Source organism: Bartonella sp. AP36NXGY, from assembly GCF_042195865.1.
Classification (GTDB): domain Bacteria; phylum Pseudomonadota; class Alphaproteobacteria; order Rhizobiales; family Rhizobiaceae; genus Bartonella.
On sequence record NZ_JBHIPD010000005.1, the window covers coordinates 1 to 21,282 of the forward strand.

At 35.3% G+C, this 21,282-nt stretch carries 18 protein-coding genes and 1 tRNA gene; 8 read left to right on the forward strand and 11 right to left on the reverse strand.

What is annotated here, in order from left to right:
* Positions 1–240: 240 nt before the first annotated feature.
* Positions 241–317: transfer RNA gene (locus ACFINX_RS03250), tRNA-Met, on the reverse strand.
* A gap of 164 nt (positions 318–481) precedes the next feature.
* Between ACFINX_RS03250 and ACFINX_RS03255 the strand changes: the two genes are divergently transcribed.
* Both ACFINX_RS03255 and ACFINX_RS03260 read left to right on the forward strand, forming a co-directional pair.
* On the forward strand, positions 482–1,438 hold the full coding sequence (locus ACFINX_RS03255; RefSeq protein WP_375612035.1) for a Gfo/Idh/MocA family protein: 957 nt from the start codon (positions 482–484) through the stop codon (positions 1,436–1,438).
* Positions 1,439–1,487: 49 nt separating this feature from the next.
* On the forward strand, positions 1,488–2,606 hold the full coding sequence (locus tag ACFINX_RS03260; RefSeq protein WP_375628772.1) for a DegT/DnrJ/EryC1/StrS family aminotransferase: 1,119 nt from the start codon (positions 1,488–1,490) through the stop codon (positions 2,604–2,606).
* 324 nt (positions 2,607–2,930) lie between these two features.
* Here the strand turns inward: ACFINX_RS03260 and ACFINX_RS03265 are convergent, their stop codons facing one another.
* The 3 genes from ACFINX_RS03265 to ACFINX_RS03275 are packed head-to-tail and all read right to left on the reverse strand — an operon-like array spanning position 2,931 to position 4,197.
* Positions 2,931–3,197, reverse strand: coding sequence for a hypothetical protein (locus ACFINX_RS03265; RefSeq protein WP_375611955.1), 267 nt, complete (start codon positions 3,195–3,197; stop codon positions 2,931–2,933).
* On the reverse strand, positions 3,187–3,573 hold the full coding sequence (locus tag ACFINX_RS03270) for a hypothetical protein (protein WP_375628774.1): 387 nt from the start codon (positions 3,571–3,573) through the stop codon (positions 3,187–3,189). Before ACFINX_RS03270 ends, ACFINX_RS03265 begins: the two co-directional genes overlap by 11 nt.
* A 27-nt stretch (positions 3,574–3,600) precedes the next feature.
* On the reverse strand, positions 3,601–4,197 hold the full coding sequence (locus ACFINX_RS03275; RefSeq protein ID WP_375613340.1) for a DUF1134 domain-containing protein: 597 nt from the start codon (positions 4,195–4,197) through the stop codon (positions 3,601–3,603).
* Between the two features lie 214 nt (positions 4,198–4,411).
* Here ACFINX_RS03275 and chpT point away from each other — a divergent pair, with 214 nt between their 5' ends.
* Positions 4,412–5,050, forward strand: a complete 639-nt coding sequence (gene chpT / locus ACFINX_RS03280; RefSeq protein WP_375668331.1) for a histidine phosphotransferase ChpT — start codon at positions 4,412–4,414, stop codon at positions 5,048–5,050.
* A 222-nt stretch (positions 5,051–5,272) separates the two neighbouring features.
* Here the strand turns inward: chpT and ctrA are convergent, their stop codons facing one another.
* Positions 5,273–5,974, reverse strand: coding sequence for a response regulator transcription factor CtrA (gene ctrA / locus ACFINX_RS03285; protein WP_273790819.1), 702 nt, complete (start codon positions 5,972–5,974; stop codon positions 5,273–5,275).
* Between the two features lie 563 nt (positions 5,975–6,537).
* Between ctrA and ACFINX_RS03290 the strand changes: the two genes are divergently transcribed.
* A complete protein-coding gene (locus ACFINX_RS03290) occupies positions 6,538–6,924 on the forward strand; it encodes a flagellar export protein FliJ (protein WP_375606932.1) in 387 nt (128 codons plus the stop codon).
* A 139-nt stretch (positions 6,925–7,063) separates the two neighbouring features.
* On the opposite strand, the gene ACFINX_RS03295 is transcribed toward ACFINX_RS03290, so the two are convergent.
* Complete coding sequence (locus ACFINX_RS03295; protein ID WP_273790817.1) at positions 7,064–7,339, reverse strand: DUF1153 domain-containing protein; 276 nt, start codon at positions 7,337–7,339, stop codon at positions 7,064–7,066.
* Between the two features lie 390 nt (positions 7,340–7,729).
* Here ACFINX_RS03295 and mnmA point away from each other — a divergent pair, with 390 nt between their 5' ends.
* On the forward strand, positions 7,730–8,953 hold the full coding sequence (gene mnmA, locus ACFINX_RS03300) for a tRNA 2-thiouridine(34) synthase MnmA (RefSeq protein WP_375628779.1): 1,224 nt from the start codon (positions 7,730–7,732) through the stop codon (positions 8,951–8,953).
* Between the two features lie 280 nt (positions 8,954–9,233).
* Here the strand turns inward: mnmA and ACFINX_RS03305 are convergent, their stop codons facing one another.
* Entirely contained in the window at positions 9,234–10,043 is an 810-nt protein-coding gene (locus ACFINX_RS03305; RefSeq protein ID WP_375628781.1) for a TrmH family RNA methyltransferase, read from the reverse strand.
* A 765-nt stretch (positions 10,044–10,808) separates the two neighbouring features.
* Here ACFINX_RS03305 and ACFINX_RS03310 point away from each other — a divergent pair.
* Complete coding sequence (locus tag ACFINX_RS03310) at positions 10,809–11,717, forward strand: cation diffusion facilitator family transporter (RefSeq protein WP_375668332.1); 909 nt, start codon at positions 10,809–10,811, stop codon at positions 11,715–11,717.
* 1,296 nt (positions 11,718–13,013) lie between these two features.
* Here the strand turns inward: ACFINX_RS03310 and ACFINX_RS03315 are convergent.
* Positions 13,014–13,853 carry a DUF1460 domain-containing protein gene (locus tag ACFINX_RS03315; RefSeq protein ID WP_375668333.1) on the reverse strand — a complete coding sequence of 280 codons (840 nt, stop codon included), beginning with the start codon at positions 13,851–13,853 and terminating at the stop codon, positions 13,014–13,016.
* Between the two features lie 757 nt (positions 13,854–14,610).
* Between ACFINX_RS03315 and ACFINX_RS03320 the strand changes: the two genes are divergently transcribed.
* The gene (locus tag ACFINX_RS03320; RefSeq protein ID WP_375668354.1) at positions 14,611–15,831 is read left to right on the forward strand and encodes an MFS transporter; all 1,221 of its coding nucleotides are present in this window, start codon (positions 14,611–14,613) and stop codon (positions 15,829–15,831) included.
* Positions 15,832–16,703: 872 nt separating this feature from the next.
* On the opposite strand, the gene carA is transcribed toward ACFINX_RS03320, so the two are convergent.
* On the reverse strand, positions 16,704–17,900 hold the full coding sequence (gene carA, locus ACFINX_RS03325; protein ID WP_375636814.1) for a glutamine-hydrolyzing carbamoyl-phosphate synthase small subunit: 1,197 nt from the start codon (positions 17,898–17,900) through the stop codon (positions 16,704–16,706).
* Between the two features lie 235 nt (positions 17,901–18,135).
* Between carA and ACFINX_RS03330 the strand changes: the two genes are divergently transcribed.
* Positions 18,136–18,633, forward strand: a complete 498-nt coding sequence (locus ACFINX_RS03330; protein WP_375611965.1) for a GatB/YqeY domain-containing protein — start codon at positions 18,136–18,138, stop codon at positions 18,631–18,633.
* 678 nt (positions 18,634–19,311) lie between these two features.
* Here ACFINX_RS03330 and ubiC read toward each other — a convergent pair.
* Both ubiC and ACFINX_RS03340 read right to left on the reverse strand, forming a co-directional pair.
* On the reverse strand, positions 19,312–19,818 hold the full coding sequence (gene ubiC / locus ACFINX_RS03335; protein ID WP_375611966.1) for a chorismate lyase: 507 nt from the start codon (positions 19,816–19,818) through the stop codon (positions 19,312–19,314).
* A gap of 1,151 nt (positions 19,819–20,969) precedes the next feature.
* A complete protein-coding gene (locus ACFINX_RS03340) occupies positions 20,970–21,221 on the reverse strand; it encodes a GlsB/YeaQ/YmgE family stress response membrane protein (RefSeq protein WP_375611967.1) in 252 nt (83 codons plus the stop codon).
* Positions 21,222–21,282: the final 61 nt, after the last annotated feature.

A 21,282-nucleotide genomic window follows, 5' to 3' on the forward strand; every position in this document is an offset into this window, starting at 1 on the left:
CCAACTCAATGATTGATCATCTCAAATTGCGATTTTGAGCAGAAAAGAAAAAGAGGCTTTAAATGATCTTTGAAAGGTCTTTGAAGACCCTTTGAGAACACCTTAAAAACTCTTTGAAAAAAAATAAATTGGTACAAAACCTAGTGGCAAATTATACAAAACCTGCTGGCAAGCTACACAAAACCTGCTGGCAAGCTACAGCTACACTGCTGGCAAACTACACACACAATAAAAAAGTAATGGTAGCGGAGGAGGGATTTGAACCCCCGACACAAGGATTATGATTCCTCTGCTCTAACCTACTGAGCTACTCCGCCAAAATAAGCAATCATAATTGTCAATAATTACATCTTTTGCGGATATAAGGGGTAGAATAGTAAGATGTCAAGCATCGTTTTTAAGCTTTTCTCTTGTCATTCTATTTTATCCTCGATATGTAAAAGTGTAATTTTCATATGATAAAGTAAGGTAAGGCATGAAAATGGTGCCACGTGTAGCGGTTTTAGGATGCGGTCATTGGGGTGAAAATCATATACGGACACTCCACTCTCTCGGGGCTTTAGCAGCAGTTTCTGATATTGATAATGATCGTGCTGCTAGTTTTGCAACACTGTATGGTGTAGAGGTTGTTACACCAGATGATCTTTTTACTCATCGAGATATTGATGCGCTGGTATTAGCGTTGCCGCCACAATTGCATACGCAAAATGTGCTCCGTGCTGTTAAAAATGGTAAAGATGTTTTGGTGGAAAAACCAATAGCCTTGAATGTTTCTGATGCTAAACGCCAAGTTCAGGAGGCTGAGGCCTATGAGCGAGTTTTTATGGTGGGCCATATTTTGCGTTTTCATCCAGCTTTTGAAAAAATGTGTGAATTGGTGAAAAACGGAGATGTGGGAGATGTGCGATATATTTATTCTCATAGATTAGGCTTTGGAAAATTTCACACACACAGTGATGCTTTATGGGATCTTGCCCCTCATGATCTTTCAATGATTTTGGCGTTGACAGGATGTGAACCTTCCGAAATTCGCGGTGAGGGGGCTGCTGTCGTTGATCAGATTTCTGATTTTTCTCATATTCATATGATTTTTCCAAATGGTGTGCGTAGTCATCTTTTTACTTCACGCTTGAGTTCTTATCGTGAGAGGCGTTTAACTGTTGTTGGAACAAAGGCTATACTCGTTTTTGATGATATGGAACCGTGGAGTCGTAAATTGGCAATGCACCATTTTGCCGTTTGGAAAGAAAATCAAGAGTGGGCTTTTAGCATGGATGAGCTGAATTACATTGATGTTTGTGAAGATTTGCCGCTTACTTGCGAATTACGGCATTTCCTTCATTGTATTGAAACGCGTCAATCACCTCGTACAAATGGTGATGATGCTGTTGCTGTTTTACGGATTTTAACAGCTGCTGATGTCAATTATGATAGATAAAAGAGATAGGTAGCGCTTTTGCATTCTTGTGATGATCAATGGAGTTAATATGCAATTCATCGACCTTGGGGCGCAGCGTGCGCGTATTGAAGATAAAATTAATTCTGCAATTGCGCATGTAGTCGCTAGTGGTAAGTATATTTTGGGGCCAAAAGTAACAGAATTTGAAGAGAAATTGGCAGAATATCTTGGCGTTAAACATGTGATTGCATGTGCTAATGGAACAGATGCTTTGAAGATGCCTCTTATGGCTAAAAATATTGGTCTAGGGGATGCTGTTTTTTGTCCTAGTTTTACATTTTCAGCAACGGCTGAAGTGGTTGCTTTGGTGGGGGCTGAACCTGTTTTTGTCGATGTTTTACCTGATACATTCAATATTGATGTTGAAAAACTTTCTCACGCTATCGAAATGGTAAAAAAAGAGGGACGTCTAAAGCCAAAGGCTATTATTGCCGTTGATTTATTTGGGCTTTCTGCTGACTATGTGCAAATTGCTCAAGTGGCTGCAAAGGAAAATCTTTTTGTAATTGAAGATGCTGCTCAATCTATGGGGGGGAGAAGCGATAATACTATGTGTGGTGCTTTTGGTGATGTGGCTGCTACAAGTTTTTATCCTGCAAAACCATTAGGATGTTATGGTGATGGAGGCGCTATGATGACCAATGATGATCATTTTGCAGAACTTTTACGCTCTATTTTGTTTCATGGTAAAGGTGAAACGCAATATGACAATGTACGTATTGGTATGAATTCGCGCCTAGATAGCATTCAGGCTGCAATTTTACTAGAAAAGTTTGCGATTTTTGAAGATGAAATGGAAAAGCGTGTAGAAATTGCTCAACGCTATTCCAATGGCTTAAGAGATATTGTTACAGTTCCAGAAATAGGAGAAAATATTCGTTCTGCTTATGCACAATATACGATTAAGGTAAAAGAACGGGATAAATTAAAAGATTTTTTACAAAAAAATTCTATCCCTACAATGATTTATTATAAAACTCCTTTACATCAACAGCCAGCTTATAAACACTTCCCTTATGTAAAAGATTCCCTTTCTGTTTCAGAGTCTTTAGGAGAGTGTGTTTTAAGTTTACCAATGCATCCTTACTTGACACAAACGGATCAGGATATGATTATCAAAAAAATAAGAGATTTTTATCACTCTTGAGAGCGTGTTTTTATCCTTAAAATTATGGTCAAAGCTTTATTGGTGATCCATCTTAGAAGGTATTTTTTGTTAGAGTGTGTGGCCAATGTTTTGGTATTATTTCCTTTCTAGGACCTATGAAATGTTGTCCTTTAGAGCGGTGATATGATTAGAAAGTGAAGCTTCTAGACAAGAAGATATTTTTTAACAGAACGGTATGGGCTAAGAAACTTTGTCCTTTAGCTTAGCAAAAAAGTCACGTTTAGTAAAAAGGATTTGGGTTATGAAAGTTACAATGAACCTTTGTTGATTTTACTCTTCATTTAAGGTGTTTTAAAAGATAACTTATTTAACAGGGCTTTTGGAGAGAAAAGTTATTTTTTGGCGAATACGTGATGCTAGGTCATTTTTGCTTTTGGATTTTTGAATCAATGTGTTGATGGGTGATGTATTCCCCTCTTGTAGCGCTATTTGAGCTGCCAATGTTGCTGCAAGTTCTTTTGTTTCTTCTCGGAGTTCTTCTAGCAATTGGTGGTTGGCGGTCGTGTCCAGCTCATGAGTTTGGATTTTTTGTAAGCGTTGCTGATAGTGTGCGACTTTTTCACGCATCATTTGTCTTTCCTTTGGAAGTGTATAGTGTGGCGATATTTTGTTTGATTGCTATCGCTTCTTTGGTGAGAGTATCTTTTGTGGGGAGGCATAGCCGATAAAATTGTTCTGTTACTTGGCTCAGTTGTATTTTTTGTTGGACATATTTTTTTTGCAAAAATTCGTACTTTTGTTGGTTGTTTGCTAATTCTACAGCATGTTGTGCACGAAGAAAATCGTGATTTGCTTCTATTTCCGCGAGTGATAATGGCATTTTCGCACAAACATCTTTATACGCAAAATGAACGGCTTTACGCCAAATAAAAGGAGATAAAAGCACCAGTAACCAGGAAGTGAAAGCAACTCCAAGTATAAAAAAAAGAAATGATTGAATAAGCATAATACCCCTTTTCAAATAAGAAACCGTTTAAAACGGATTCCATGTCGGTCTATGTGTTAATTTTAAATATCCTATATTGATACCAAGGCGTGCGCCGACTCCTGTACGTATTGGGATTAACAAGGTATTGTGGTATTTTAGGACATGAAAACCAACACCTGCAATTAAATAGGCCGAACCTGAAATACCACCATAGCGTCTCCATAAATTATTTATGCCATTAAGATTGTAAACTAAGATCATTAAACGGGAGCCTTGGCCGCCAAAATCCCATCCTACTGAGGGACCTTGCCAAAAAACTTTATGTTGACCATAGCTTTTGGTAAAAACCATTCCTTCGCCATAGGTTAATCCAGCAAAAAAGGCACCAGAAGCTTCTTCTCCTAAAATATAGGCATTGGGATAACCGTATTTTGAAAAAATATTTTGAATTGCAACAGCCAGACCACTGGCTGTTTTTCCAAAAAAAATATGACCAGAATCAATAATTTCTTGGAGTGAATAATGAGGTTCGTTTTGCTCTATTGGTTTTAGTCGAGCTTGTGTAGTGTTTATGGTGATGAATAAAAGGAAGATTAAAGATATAATATTTTTGTACCAGTATTTGAGCAGAGAGAGAGCCATGGAGTTTTCTCCTTTTATTAGTGATAAACAAAAAGATAATATTAGAATTTTCATTCTATTCAAATAAAAAATAAGATATAAGGTTATTTAAATTCTTGAATTTATTTCTGAATTTTTTAGCATGATTGTTAATGTTTCCTATTATGCATCAGATGTTAAGAGTTTTTCTTTAAAATAAAGTTTGTTTTTTTGAATCTAGGAGTTTTCAATCATTATGACGTTAGATATTTCTTTGAAGCCTATGGATCTTGCTGCTTTGCTTTGTAGTCGTATTTGCCATGATTTGATTTCACCTGTGGGGGCTATTCAAAATGCAATGGAGCTTTATGATGAAGGAGGAGCTGAAGAAGATGCTTTACAATTGGTGCGTTTATCCGTTGCGAGTGCTGCTGCACGTCTACAATTTGCGCGATTGGCTTTTGGTTTTGCTGGTGCAAGTGGAGGACAAATAGATACACGGACTGCAGAGCAGGTTGCTCAACAATATATGAAAGAAGAAAAAGCAACTTTAAAATGGCAAGCTTCTTCTTTATTGTTAGAAAAAGATGAAGTTAAACTTTTGCTTAATTTATTATTGATTGCAAACGCAACAGTTTCTCGTGGTGGTGAAATTGTTGTTATGATTTTGCAAGAAGAAAATAAACGTTCTTTTCGATTTGAGGTTTTCGGTAGAACTCTCCGTATACCCCCTCATTTTCTTGCGTTATTTCGTGGAGAAGTTCAAGAAGAGCTTATTGATGCACATGTCATCCAATTTTATTACACAATGTTACTTGCTCAGATGACAAAGATGAAAATAAATATTGATGAAAGTGATGGTTGTATTGTTTTAGAAAGTGTAAAAAAGCTTTGAATAAGAGAGAAGCGCTTAAGCTGTGTTGGGAAAAGTGGCTTCGATTGAACTTATGAGCGATAAGGTTATATGTGTAAATTGGGTGTGGTTACTTCTTAAGCTTTAAGCGCTTTCTATATGAGATTTTTAGTGTGCGAGTTCTCTACTTTTAACAGAGAAAAGATCTCGGAAAAAATCTCGGCCCGCTACACTCCGAGATTTTACAATGTGCATGTTCACTGCTTAAGCGGTTTTTCGTACGTTCTCTTCAACTGGATCACGTAATACATAACCACGTCCCCAAACTGTATCAATGTAATTTACACTGGAAGAGACTGCTTCCAATTTTTTCCGCAATTTACAAATAAAAACATCGATAATCTTTAGTTCTGGTTCATCCATTCCACCATAGAGATGATTGAGAAACATTTCCTTGGTAAGGGTGGTACCTTTGCGTAAAGAGAGAAGCTCTAACATTTGGTATTCTTTACCGGTTAAGTGAACAGGGCGCCCTGCAACTTCGACAGTTTTTGTGTCAAGGTTAACGGTGAGATCTCCGGTAACAATAACCGATTGTGCATGTCCTTTTGAACGACGAACAACTGCATGGATACGTGCAATGAGCTCATCCTTATGAAAAGGCTTCGTCATATAGTCGTCTGCTCCAAAGCCAAAACCACGAACCTTGTCTTCAATGGCATTCATACCAGAAAGGATTAGGACAGGAGTTTTTATTTTTGCCAACCTTAGAGTCCGCAAGACATCATACCCTGACATGTCAGGCAAATTCAGATCAAGCAAAATGATATCATAATCATAGAGTTTTCCTAAATCGATACCTTCTTCACCCAGATCAGTGATATAAACATTAAAGTTAGCCGACTTTAACATCAACTCAATGCTTTGAGTAACTGCTCTATCATCTTCAATTAATAATACGCGCATTTTAGATCCCTCACTTTGCTCCTTCACGAATCATAAGGAGCATTTCTATTTTATATCAGTTAGCAAAACCACTGTTATAAAAACAATTCATTAAATCAAACACTTATAACAAAGCGTTTATGAACATTTCAGTAGTACGCGTAACAATCACTACTAAATTCCCCACTATCCATGATAGTGGTTAACAAAATATTTTTATTTTTGAAAGAGGCTACAAAATTATTTTAGAAAAATCCTATATTTTTTAACATAATAAAAAAGGAGGGCTTTTTCTATAAACTTTAACTTAAAAAAATTTGTAAAAGAGCTTTATAAATTACTTTTTTACAATTTCAGTGTTTATTTACTGAGCTTTAAACCTCTTCAGTTTATAATGGGGGAAAAGTTAAAGAAATAGTTATTGCTCTTTAAAGCAGATTGTATTTTCAGATGCTTTAATGCAAGGCAAAAATTATTATAATTTCAAGTTAATAGACTGTTTTTGTCGGATAGATATATAACTAAGAGATATTTATTGGGTGTGAATGCGAGTTTTGAGTTGGCGCAATCAAGGAGTAGTGAGTATGAAGCCACGAGAAAATATGGTGCGATTGAGGATGTTTCAAGTGCGTGGAAAGCGCCGTGAAATTGCACAGCTTGAGATGATGATCGCAGAATTTGAACGAATGGTGTTAGAGTTGGAAGCACAGATTACTCATGAAGAACGTAAATCTGGAAACAATGATGTTCACCATTTTGCTTATTCTGCTTTTGCGCGTGCAGCGCGGCAAAGACGTGATAATCTGATCAATTCAATTCGTGATTTAGAACTTCAAAAAACAAATGCTGAAATTGCTCTCCATGAAGCTAATACAGAGCTGCAACGTGCACAGCTTTTGGAAGCACGAGAAAAGAAGATTGCTGCGGATGATAAGGATATTTTGATTCAATCTAATTCAATGGTTGGCTAATTTAATGGCTGGATGATAAAAGCAATTATTGAAAAATCCATTCTTTCAGGTTTATCTTTTGGATATAGTATAAAACAGCCAAACTTTTATCAAGTTTGGCTGTTTTATAGATTGCTTTATGTTATTAATCAATGGCAACTTAATGCCTGTAGTGTTGAATCTTGGTCGTTCGTAATCCCGCTAAACCGTGTTCATCGATTAAACTTTGCCATGAAAGAAATTCTTCTACAGTCAAAGTATAACGGTGGCACGCTTCGTCAAGACTTAACAATCCACCTCTGACAGCCGCAACAACTTCAGCTTTGCGACGAATCACCCAGCGCCGTGTTGTTTGCGGCGGTAGGTCGGCAATTGTAAGCGGACTTCCATCTGGCCCAATAACATATTTCATTTGTGTTTTTATCAAGTTGCTCATTCGTATCCTCTACCTTTAGTCAAGGACTTGATTCGTTTATAGAGCATGAAATTTAAAAAAGAGCTAAAAGCGCTGAAAGAAAAAATTAATAAAGTGATTGGGTATGTAAAAAGAAGCTCAAGTTGAAGTGTGTAGAAGAGATTCTTGCAATATTTTACCGGATTTTTCAAAAGAGAAAAAAGGTTTTCTCCTAAACGATTACCATTATGCCTTATTTCCATCATTCTTTTTTTGTTTGCAGCAGCTTTTAAGAAAGTAATGCCTATGGTTGTGGAAAGGATAAAAAAATAATATAAAGACAATCAATCGCGTAAAAGTGCTAAAGAGCGTGCATCAGAATGTCAACATATGGCTAGCCATTAAACAGAGCATTAAATAGAGAACGAATACATGTTTTTAAACAGTCTTGATTTACCAGGACAACCTGAGGATTCTCGCATTGTTGTTGCAATGTCGGGGGGGGTTGATTCATCGGTTGTTGCAGGTCTTTTGAAAAAGGAAGGGTATAATGTTATTGGCATTACGTTGCAGCTTTATGATCATGGGGAAGCAACGCATCGGGTGGGGGCGTGTTGCGCAGGACAAGATATTGAGGATGCACGCCGCGTTGCAGAAACACTAGGAATACCGCATTATGTTCTTGATTATGAAAAGCGCTTTCGCGAAGCTGTTATTGATCCTTTTGCAGAAAGTTATGCTCATGGAGAGACCCCAGTACCATGTATTGCATGTAATCAAACGGTTAAGTTTGCTGATTTATTAACAACGGCACGCGAATTGGGAGCAGATGCTTTGGCTACGGGACATTATATTCGTTCGCGTTCCCACGGAGCGCATCGAGCACTCTTTCGTCCTCTCGATAATGATCGTGATCAGAGTTATTTTCTCTTTGCAACGACACAAGAACAGATTGATTATTTGCGTTTTCCACTTGGTGACCTTCCAAAAGCCCGCGTTCGTGAAATGGCAGCAGAAATGGGCTTTGTGGTTGCCAATAAGCATGATAGTCAGGATATTTGTTTTGTTCCACAAGGAAAATATTCAGATGTTATCGCAAAACTGCGTCCAGAAGCAGCTAATCCTGGCGTTATTGTCCATATTGATGGAAAGATTTTAGGTAAACATTCGGGAATTGTTAATTATACGGTTGGTCAACGTCGTGGTATTGGGGTATCAACGGGTGAAGCGCTTTATGTGGTTTATCTCGATGTGGAAAATGCACGTGTTATTGTTGGACCGCGTGAAATGTTAGAAACGCATAAGCTTTTTTTACGTGATGTGAATTGGCTTGGTGATGAGTCGTTAGATAATTTCCCTTCTCAAGGTATTGAGGTGGCTGTAAAGGTGCGTTCAACGCGTCCTCCTCACCTTGCGCGCTTACATTATAAAGAAGGTATTTTTTCCGTTGATTTATTGGAATGTGAAAATGGTGTGGCACCAGGGCAAGCTTGCGTTCTTTATGATGGAAATGGTCATGAGGCGCGTATTCTTGGGGGAGGATTTGTAACACATTCAGAACGTGCAGCCGATACTGAAATGATGTTGAAGCGCGTTTTATGTAATCTCGAAACAAAAGATTCTGTTTCCTCAGAACTAAAAACAACAGCTTTATAAAGCATAGTAAATTGATTTATAATGATATTTTTTAATCTTAAACTTGAATGAGAGACTTCCGGAAGATTTTCTCATTGAAAGTTTGTTTTATGATTGAATCCATCAAAATTATATCTTTTACACGTCATAAGCGGGGTTAGGGTGTGGAAAGTGATGATAAAGAAAATGTAAAAATGTTTTTTATCAATGCTTTCAAAGGCTAGGGAACGGCAATATTATTGGAGACTGATAGATAACATACAACATTGGGTATGTTTTATAACTTGAAGTGTTATCATCTTTAGTGGTCAAAGTTGGTAAAATGAGCAAGTGCAATACCTGAGGCTGTGGCAACATTAAGGCTGTCAAAACCGTCAGTCATGGGAATACGTAAGGTGTTTGATTGTTGTAGTATATGGGGTGGTAAGCCATCGCCTTCTGTTCCAAAAATAAGTGCCATTCTTTTGGTTTTGTTGGCTTGCTTGAGAGTGTGTGAGGCAGAAGGGGAGAGTGCATAAAGATGAAAGTTTTCATCGTTTAGAGCAGCTATAATGTCATCTATATCAGCGTTTTGCGTATAGGGTACTTTTAAAGCAGCGCCGGCAGACACTCTTATTGATTTGCGATAAAGTGGATCGCATGAGGTTTTGTCGACAATAATGCCATTACTGGCAAAGGCTGCTGCATTACGAAAAATTGATCCCATATTATCGTGATTCGAGATACCACATAAAACAAGAATCAAAGCTTTTTCTGGAAGATGTTGTAAAAAACTTTGTAAGGGTGGCAGTATTTTGCGTTTACCAATACCCAGAACACCACGATGAACATGGAAGCCGGTGATATTATCCATAACTTTTTGTGGAACGCAATAAATGGGACATAGAGGCTGTGTTTTTTCTAAAAGCGGTAGAAGTCCAGAGAGACGGTTTGCTACGATGAGCAGTGAGATGGCAGAAAACTCTTTCGAATGTAGTAATGCGGACAATGTTACTTTGCCTTCAGCAATAAATTGATGTTGCCGTCCAACAAGATCTTTTTCACGGATATTATGATAGGCTTTTAGGCGTGGATCATCTGTTTCATTGATTGTTATGATATTCAAATGCATGCGAGATTTTTAGTGCTTTTTTCTTATGATTTCCAGATGTTAGAATTTGTTTTATTTAAAAAGAAGAGATAAAAAAATATTTTTTAAAACTTATGGTAGAATTTATGTTGACAATATACAACCATAGGTATAATGTAAAAATACTGATACGGAATCATATATTTTTCTTGTATCGGGTGCAGTATCTTGGGTCCCCGCTATTTCCCAAGTTCTGTATGCCCTTAATTTCTAAGGGAAAAGAATCTGGGTCCCCAATGCCCAGATTCTTTTTTTTGAGGGTAATCATTGTTATTCTTTTTATATCTAAATTTTTTAGTAAATCATATTTTAAAATCCAGTTGACCTGTAAAATTACCGTAGAGTGCTAAGATATTTTTTCTAAGGTGCAAAGATGGCTTATAGATGGGTTATAATGCACATCATAAGACTGAAAAATAATGCATGATCATGATAGATTTGAGCAAAAACAAGTTTTTCGTTTATGAGAAGTGAGATGGCTTTAAGTTATTCAGAAAACGATTAATAATGAAGGTTATGTGTTTGATTGCTCTTGGGAAAACTCTTCTTTCTATTATTTTCTCTCTTCTTTATTTATTGGTGCTGTTCGTGTAACTGAGCAGTTTTTACGATAATAATGGTGAGCTGAGGCGTTTATTGTATGATGAAGCTTCTGTAATATTGAGGAAAGATCGTCGTTATGCCAAAAGTATAATGATATGGTTGAAAATATTAATTCCCTATTTCGTGAAGAAAAGGATGAGGTTCATGGATGTAAAAATCAATATACAAAGCTTAACTTTATACTCTATTTTTATTGCGTGTATTGTTTTTGCTTTGAAATATTGGGCATATCACATCACAGGTTCGGTTGCACTTTATTCTGATGCATTGGAATCAATCGTTAATATTCTTGCGTCATTAGCAGCATGGTGGGCTGTTAAAGTGAGTATGAAGCCAGCAGATCATGATCATCCCTTTGGGCATCATAAAGCGGAATATTTTTCCGCAATTCTTGAAGGGGTACTCATTATTATTGCGGCAATTGTTATTTTAAGAGAAGCATGGATAGCTCTTTCTACCGTTAAATTGTTGCAGAAGCCTGGAATATGGCTTGCTATTCATCTTATTGCAACTGTCATAAACTGTATGTGGGGAATGGTTCTTATTGGACAGGGAAAACTCCATCGCTCACCGGCTCTTAAAGCTGATGGAGTACATTTTATAACTGATGTTTTTACGTCGCTTGCAATTTTAATTGGTTTGATTGCTGGTTTTGTCGGAGGATGGGGAGCTTTAGATCCAATTTTAGCGATAATCGTTGCCGTTAATATTCTCTTACAGGGCTGGAAGGTGATTAGAAGTGCTGTTCAGGGATTAATGGATGTTGGCGTTGAATTGAATGAAAGCATGCGGATTCGGGAGCTGATTTCTGCAAATGCATCGGGTGCGCTTGAGGTCCATGATTTACGGACGCGTGTTGCTGGGAGGGTTACTTTTATAGAGTTTCATTTGGTTGTGCCTGCTGTAATGCAGGTAGGAGAAGCACATAAAATTTGTGATAAAATCGAAGCTGTTCTTCAAAAAGAATTTGATAATGTGCGTATTTCTATTCATGTCGAGCCTGAAGATGAGGCAAAATTGCCTCCCGGTACAACGGTGATCCCTTTTATATAAAAAGATTTTTTCAAATTGTCTGTTATGTTATAAGGGCTGTTTTTTTATGATGGGGTGATTCATACCTCTCGAAAATACAATGATGCTCTTTTGTTGATTTAATTTTTGCATCAATCAAGTATACAAGGTTAAACAGAGTATTTAAGGCAAGATTTATTCTATTTCGTTAAAACACTGTCATTTAAGGTGTGGTGAGATAAGGCATATAAAATTTGATCTATTAAGTGTTTTTAGAGTATGGAGTAAATATTCAAAATAGGACTTGCCGGTGTATTCTTTTGTAAGTGAATCTCATGAAATGGTTAGCAGCTTAAATCCATTTAAGAAAACGGATCGTTTACAGACTGTCGGGAGTAGATGTTTCGTTTCTTAGGGCGAAGAGGAGTGAAGCCTTCGTAATAAGTTTTAATGAGATTTAATTATAAATTTTATATAAAAGTTATGAATAGGGTTTTAAAGTTTGTGATCATAGATTAATCATCATTATTGTTGCTAATAAATGTGTTGTTTTATCGATACAATGTGTTCTGTTTAGAGTGTTCTTTATTGCATGAAGGATGGGGGACTCATTAAAAGATGAAAAAAAATAATGCTCATGTCTCTACTCTTTGAAGGATATTATTGTCGTTACTGTAGAAAATTGTAAAGCTGAACTAAAGAATGATGCTAAAGATAGAAACTGGTTTTTAATTGATGCCTTCATATTTTCATTCCAATCTGGCATCAAAATTTTACAAGGACTCGTACAGTTACTGGTGCATCCTAATCATAATATGCTGCTATATCAGGGCTATTTTAATTGATAGACAATAACAAAAAGCAAAGACTTTATAAGGAAAACAATGCTATAAAGTCAAAAATTTATATGCAATAAATTAGAGAGGTAGATTGAATTTTTATAAAATACTTTATGAAACAACACCAAACATATCTGGCTTTACTTTTACTTATTTTTACAAACGTTCGTTTGTGTTTTTTGCGTTATATTCGTAAAGATCAGATTAGCGGTAATCTAAAGATAACTCTTGGTTGAGAATATGAAAGGAAAGCGTGATACTATAATAGAGTCTTTTCTGTCTTTAATCTTTCAACCAGTAAAAGTGATTACAAATCCGTGATTTCTCCAAAAATGATTTTGTCATACCTATAAACAAAGTTAGATCAAAACGACTTTTTTCTCTTAAAACTGTAAACAAATATATTATATCCGTATAGCTTGAACGAAGTTAGATGTTTACCTGAATAACGACAGTATATATTTTAAGAATAGAGAAGATATTTCATATCGCTATGATGTTATTCAAGAGCTCTTAAAACAATGATTCCTGGTGTTTTTTCAACATAACTCATAAAAGGAGAATCAACGACTTTTTCGTTTTCTTTTCGTGAAGAAGCATTTCTTAACATTGGCCCTTTATCTGTCATGATAAAGAAGCCCACATGTGTTACATCCAATCCAGCAAGTTTCGTATAAATACCAATGAAATCACCAGACTGTAAACGACCTATAACCTCCTCATTAATAAAGTTACTTGGAATATACGTTATCGTGCGTTTCACAACTGGCAACCCAGGTAGATAGCTTTCACCATCAGCTTTTTTGTTGAGATATTTTTCTATTTTTACCGCATGGGGACTTATTTCAGCGGTAATATCAGTGGCGAGTTTATATTCTCTATAAGCCCAATCCGTAAAAAAATGTTTCCGATTTAAAAAATCAACATTACCGTTAATATAACGCGTTTTTATGACGTTATTTATGAATTCTGTTTGGGATGTTGATTTGCGCAATGCTTCAACATAATCCAGATAAGTGAAGCAATCTAAGCCTCTAAAGTCAATAATCAGTTTTTCTGGTGTATTTTCTGAGCCATGTAACATATTTGCTTGGTAAGGTGTCCCTAAAAAAGCTTCAGAAAGAAAGTCAATTAGTGCCCCTTTTTCCTGATAATTTGTTTCTGAACGTTTTTTGAGAAGAGTATTTAATTTATTTAGAGTATAGGGATCTAGGTTTACGTTGGTTGTTTGTTGTGTTTTTATTTTATTTTCTAAAATACTCTCTTGTGAATCAGAATCCTGAACATCACATCCTGTTACCAACATTAATATGAGAATTAATAGGGATATTTTTCGCATTTTATACACCATTTTTGAATTAAAAATTCATGACGAACTATTTCTAAAAGTGCTATTTTTTAAATGCTTATCATGATCATCGTTAGATTTAATGGTAGCATACAATCATTAAGAGTATCAATGAATATAAAGATAAAATAAGGTTCCACAAATTGCAAGCGATATGAATATTTTCTAAGATTATAGAATTAAAGAACTTTCTCTATAATATACTTATTTTTTAATCAAAATTATTGTCAAATAAATACTTTTAAAAATATGATGAGCTTTTTACGTTGTTAAGCTATTCTGGTGATGCTGCTTTAACCTTATAGCATATTCTGAGGGTAAGAAAATTTTTTAAGAGCTTATCTTTTAAAAGGTTTCAATTACTATAGTATATCTAACGTATCTGATGGAATTGAGATTCCTGAAAACGGTGGGATGAGAGGGGGAAACGATGTCTGATAAAATTCATCATAATGTCTCTAAAACTATTGGAAATACTTTGTGTTTCATGAAATTTTGTTCATGAGTTTGTCGCACAAATATTTTGTTCGTATAATGCAAAAAAATTTTTATTCTTTGACAATGAGATAGCAATTAAATATATACCAATTAAAACGTAATTTTATAGTTTTATCTTGACTCTTACTTAAATTTTTACTTTGTTATTATTTTGTATGTGAAAAGTATACGGTATAGAATACTTTTAAAAGGAAACGGGAGTTAAAAGAGAGCGGGGGAGTCATTGTATGCGTAAAATAGTGTGTATGTTATGCCAGACCAAATGCTCAATCCGAAATTTGTTCAGCGTGGGCTCATTTTAGTGTTCATCACTTTATTGTTAGATATTCTTTGTATTGCGATCATTTGTCCTGTTTTGCCTGAATATTTTTCTCAATTAACTGGAAAAGAGGTCAGTACATCTTTTGTAGAAAGAGGAAAATTACTTGCAGCTTATTCAGTGATGCAGTTTTTGTTTGCTCCTGTTATTGGCAATCTCTCTGATCGTTATGGTCGTCGTCCTATTTTGCTTCTCTCTATTATTTGCTTTGCTCTTGATAATCTCATATGTGCTATAGCATGGAGCTATTCTATGTTATTTATCGGGCGTCTTTTGTCAGGGATAAGTGGCGCTAGTTTTGCAACTTGTACAGCTTATCTTGCGGATATATCTGATGATAAAACCCGTACACGCAATTTTGGTCTGTTAGGCATTGCATCCGCATTGGGGTTTATTTTAGGATCGTTTATTGGTGGTTTTTTAGGTCAGTTTGGTCCGCGTATTCCGTTTTATTTTGCTGTTGGTTTTTCACTCATTAATTTTATTTTTTCTTGGGTTATGCTTCCAGAAACCCTTTCTTTATGGAATAGGCGCTTTTTTGATATTAAGCGGGCAAATCCCTTAGGTGCTTTTTGGCATCTGAAACAATACCCGATGGTTCTTTGGGTGTTATTGGTCTTTTTTCTTTATTGGTTTGCGGAATCTGTATGGTTAAGCATTTGGGCTTTCATTGCAAAAGAACGCTATGATTGGAGTTCTTTTTCTATTGGACTCTCCTATAGTGTTTTTGGGATAGGCCAATTTATTGTAGTCGCTCTCATTTTGCCTTATTTTTCTAAACGATGGAGTGATTGGCATATTGTTATAGTAGGGCTTTTGTTTGCCTCTGTTGCTATGCTGGGTTATACATTTGCGACGCAGGGGTGGATGGTTTATATGGTTTGTGTGTGTACTATGCTCGAGTATCTTGTTCATGCACCTATACGTGCTATTGCTTCAGCGCAGGTACCGACAAATGTACAAGGAGAACTGCAAGGAGCGATGACATCTGTTATTTCGTTGAGTTTAACATTTGGTTCTGTTTTTTATGTGTTTCTTTTTGAATGTTTTACAGATAAAAATGCACTGTTTTATTTTTCTGGTGCTCCTTTTGTTGGAGGCTTTTTTCTTCTTGTTGTTGCGACAGTTATTTTTGTCTTGCGGGTACGTTAATTTGTTGAGAGGGGCTGGTACGTACTATTTTGCTAAAGAATGCACAAGATAAACAAAATGTATCATTTTATAGGCAGAAAGTTTTTGTGATATTTGTTTCACAAAGTGTTGTATAAAATATCGATATATCCTTCTCATTTAGTAAAAATAATTTTTTTATTTTGTGATATTGTTTGTAGAGGGGGAGTCCGTATTTTTTCTATTGCTTGCAAATTAATATCCAGTGCTAATGCAGCAGCATATTGAAAACAAAGATTAAAACGTATCTGAGTTAGATGTATCAGTATTGTATGAACAATTCCAAATTTTATATGGCAAATTGGAAGTAAAATATTGCTTATATTTGTTGGCATCACTTCTGGAATCGAAAGAAAACCTCATTTTGGAAGAATATAAAGTTGTAAAATTGAAAAGATGTTTTCTGTTTTGCTATTACTTTTTTATTCGGCTTTACAGTTTTCAAAACCATCTACGGCAATATCTTTTAAAAAGTAGAGATTTGTTGCATTGTCTCACACTTTAATTTTTTTTTTATTCTTTAGGAGGAGTTATGCTTCTCATGCACAATAGAATGCTTAAAATTGTATTGTGAATCAAATGCTTATTTGAAGTTTAGACACTTTACTCTTTTTAAAAATAGTTTTTATCGATACACTTACCTTGCTTGGGGGGAGAAGCCAATGATTTTGATGGATACGACCTTAAGAGAAGAGGAGGGAGAAAAATTTAAGTTATTCAGTGCGCTCTTTTTAGTTTTAGAATGATCAATAAGAATATTTATTCAATAAGTTGTAGGTATAAAAATAATATAATTGTGCGTAGGAAGATGATATAATTTAAAGGAGAGAAGTTAAAAGGTGAGGCTTTTTATTTTAAGATATTTTTTTATAATTCATAATGAGATCACTAAAATGCTGAAAGAGGTAGTGGCTATCTTGTGGTCCAGGAGAAGCTTCGGGGTGATATTGAACAGAAAAAACAGGTTTTCCAATGATTCGAATACCACAGTTTGAACCATCAAAGAGAGAAATATGTGTTTCTTGAACATGTTGTGGTAAAGAGGAAGAATCTACGGCAAAACCGTGATTCATCGATACAATCTCAACTTTTCCAGTGTTAAGGTCTTTAACTGGGTGGTTGGCACCATGATGTCCTTGGTGCATTTTCATGGTCTTTGCACCAACCGTAAGAGCGAGAAGTTGATGACCAAGACATATTCCAAAAATTGGTAAATTATGATCAATTAATGTTTTGATTGTTGGAATGGCATATTGAGCCGTAGCTGCGGGGTCTCCTGGTCCATTAGAAAGAAAAACGCCATCAGGGTTCATTGCCAGAATTTCTTTTGCAGTTGTGTGGGCAGGCACAACAGTAATGCGTGCTTTTTGTGTTGCCATAAGGCGAAGAATATTACGTTTAATACCGTAGTCAATTGCAATGATATGAAGATTGTGCACATTGTTTGTACCGTATCCTTTATTCCAACTCCATGGTTTTTCATTCCATTGCATTGATGATTGAGATGTCACGTCTTTCGTAAGGTCAAGATTGACGAGACCTTGCCATTTTTGCGCACGTTTCTTTAAAGAAGGAATATCAAAGTTTCCATTAGCATCGTGTGCAATGACAGCATTTTGTGCACCTTTTTCACGAATAAGAATTGTGAGTGCACGTGTATCAATACCACAAAGTGCAATAATTTTACGCGTTTTAAGCCATTGATGAAGATTTTCATTGGATCGATAATTTGAGGGATGTGTAATGTCTGCTTTGAAAATAGCGCCAACAGCACCATGACAATTGAGAGGAGAGAGATCTTCAATATCTTCGCTATTTGCCCCTACATTTCCTATATGAGGAAAAGTAAAATTAACGATTTGTTGTGTGTATGACGGGTCTGTGAGGATTTCTTCATAGCCTGTGATGGCGGTGTTAAAACACACTTCAGCTTCAGCTATACCTGTAGCACCTGCTCCTTTGCCTTCAATAACGGTTCCATCTGCTAAGACTAAGAGGGCTGTCGGTTTTTTGATACTCCAAGGGTGGCTGGGTGAAGTCGCTTGTATCATAGTATGTATCCACAATTTATTCTAAAGGTATGATGGCTTATTCTCTGAAAGGTATAATGATCAACTTTACACAAAAATCATACCTTTAGCAGATGCTGTGTATATTATTCTGGTAACGTTTCGCTTGAAATAGGCAGTATAAGTACATTCCATGAAGAGGTAAAGTCTTGTTTTAGCTTTTCGAAGATCGAGTCCTTAATTATTTTTTTATTCTCCATTGCAAGATGGATAAAGATTGGTTAAAAGGCATCTTCTTCTTGAACAAAAATTGGATAAATTTATGTTGCGTAACCAGATTGATGGGGCTCTTAGGGCTGCTTTGAAAGCGCAAGATAGTGCGCGTCTTGCTACACTTCGTTTAATGAATGCTGCAGTTAGGGATCGTGATATTCTTTATTATGATGAAGGGAAGCTAGAAGTGGATGATCAGCAGATACAGTCTGTTTTCACTAAAATGCTTCAACAGCGTGAAGAATTGATGCGAGCCTATAAAGAGTCTGGTTGCTTGGAATTGGCAGAGAGAGGACAAGCAGAAATAGAAGTTATTCGTGAATTTCTTCCCTATCAACTTAAGGAGATGGAAGTAGAACAGGTTCTTTGTGAAGCTTTGGCACAAACAAAGGCAGAAAAATTACGCGATATCGGTAAGGTGATGGCATGGCTTAAGGAACGGTATGCGGGGCAAATGAATTTTTCTAAAGTGTGCAATAGTCTTCGTCAAAAATTGCAATAGATCTTGTTAATTCAAGGGGATTGGAAAATATTTTTTATTGTGCGTCGCCTTTGTAAGTCAGTAGGATGTTGATAAATATCATTTATTTTTTATATACATACTATTATCAAAAAAATATTTTTTTGATATCAACGAAATTTTTTTGGCTCTTATAGAGCAATAAACATTCTTTTAAGTATTATATTTTTCTGTTCTTCAAAGCTGTTAGACCATTAAAAAACAAAAAGATTATAGAGTTTTTACTTTTTTAAAAAGATCTATTGTCAGCACTGTTAAAAATTTTAAAACAGAATGATTAAGCTAATTGATACAGATTTCCAATTTTGGGGAGTGTATTATTGTCTTTTTTGCTGTTTCAAAGCATTTGTTTGATAAAGAGTTACCGTATTTTAGAGTAGTGATTATTCAGCAAGAAATTTAAATATAGATGGTTTTATCAATATGGTGTGTATCTTTTTAATTCAAGTGCTGGTTTTAATGATAAGAAAATCAGAATTTTAGAACGTTTTTTCTAGGGAAGAGATTTTTTAAGCTGAGTTGATGAAATAAAAGGATATTTTGAAAAGAAATCTTTGTTTTTAATGTGTTCTTGAGATAATTTTGAAATTCTTTTCTCTGATTAAATCCCTTATAAGCTATATGAAATCTATAAGTTATGCAGAATAAAATGAGTAACCTCTATTTGTGGGGATACAGTGGTGAATCTGTTAAAAATAGTTCAGTTAGCAACAATGGCTTACCCGTTAACCGCAAACGGGAACGGCGTGCCCATAGCGCACCTTGTTGACCAATATGAATGTAATCGCGGGTTAATTTGTCATTGTTAAATAAATAATGTCCTAGAGGTACAGTTCCCAAATGCATCAAGGCTTGATTGTGTAGGAGGGTTTCTTGTGGAATTACAGTGCGTCCAAGGAGCCAAGGTTTATTATCTCCCATTAATATGACTTCGCGTAGCCAATAACGCGCATTTTCGGGGAGATGCTCTGCTTCTTCTGTTAATTTATCTCGCGTAATAAAACATTCGCGTTGTGGTTGAACTTGGAGGCAGGTACAATATTTCTTTAATCGAAGCGTCATTGAGCCCGATTCCATGAGCCAATCGCGAACATTTTCTGGTATTGGAGGATTTTGATCAGAGAACCACTTTAGAGGTGGTAAGATGGAATCTTCAAGATCAGACATCGTTTTACTCCACAGCTAAAGTCTTATTCCATATGTTATGTTGGGTTAAATAGATAGCTCTATTGTAATACAAGGAGTATAAAAGCAGCAAGATTTTAACAGGAAGATATCAAAGGGAAAATCGAAAGCAAAGGTCTTTAAAAGAAGATATGCAGGAAGTATATATTATAGGATTATTTTCATTTAAAAAAGCAAAATAAAGTATTATGTTTTGTTCAAGGCGCTTTCACAATGCATTACGGAAATTTCTTTATCGCATGAGAGCAATGGGAAAAATGTTTCGTGCTTTAAAATTCGTTTGTAACGCATATAAAGAAGAGCTAAAAATTCATCTATGCAAGATGATATAAAGAGGAAATTTTAAGAGGAACAAAACTTTATTTTATACTTTAGAAAGAGAAGAGATATTCAAATCTTTTGAATTGAGATGTAAAGGAGATCGTATTCTTTATAATCAAGAAGTTTATAGTAATGCATATATTTTTGCAAAATATATTATATTATTAAAATTTTGAAATATTACATCACATAATGTGTATTAATTTTATAATAAATTTGCATTAATATTATTAATTTTTACTTATATATTTTTATTATTAAAAATAAATTTAAAAAAACACATTATAATTTAATTTTCATATTTATTTTAGATACTATTTTATTTCATAGATTAGAAAAAATATTTATCATTTTATTCTTGCCGTCTCTCTTTATTTCTTAAGAATGTAAAAAAGCGCTTCGAGTTTTTCGGTAAAAAGGGTATTGTTGATAGAGTGTATAGGTGTTAAGCATTATACGGTAGAATTTTTAATCATCGTTAGTGATTTTTGTAACCTTATGAATTGTTATTACAGTGAGATATGCTGGATTTGCGCACGTGGTACAAAAATCAGTTCGTATTTTGTTAAAATAACGCAACATATCTCTCCTCTGATATGCGTAAGTTTATATAGGTATGAAATGGTGCGTTATAAAGTTCTTTACTGCATTTGGTTTTATAATATGGTGATGGTGTATGCCTAAAATCACAGCTTAAGCATCTCACCATCATATCAAAATTGGTAACAACAAGTTACAGGGGAATATTTTAAACTCTGCTCGTTGTTTCCTAGTTTTGTATTGAATCCCAAAAGGTGTAAAAAATAAATACTCTATGATCGAATTTTTTGTCCTATCCATATAAGAATACAGGCTCCTATAAAACCTGAAATAAGATAGCCAAGCCAACCAGCAAAACTTACACCTAAAAGACTAAAAAGAAAGCTTGCTAGCGCAGCGCCAATAATCCCTAAGATAATATTTAACAATATTCCTGTTTGGCTTTTCATAATATACTGTGCTGCCCAACCTGCAATCCCGCCGATAATAATAGCAGCAATCCAACCGATGTTTGCATTTTCCATGATACCCTCCTTTGCCTGAATTTAAATTGTAACTAGAGTAAACTTTGTAAAAATCAAGGTT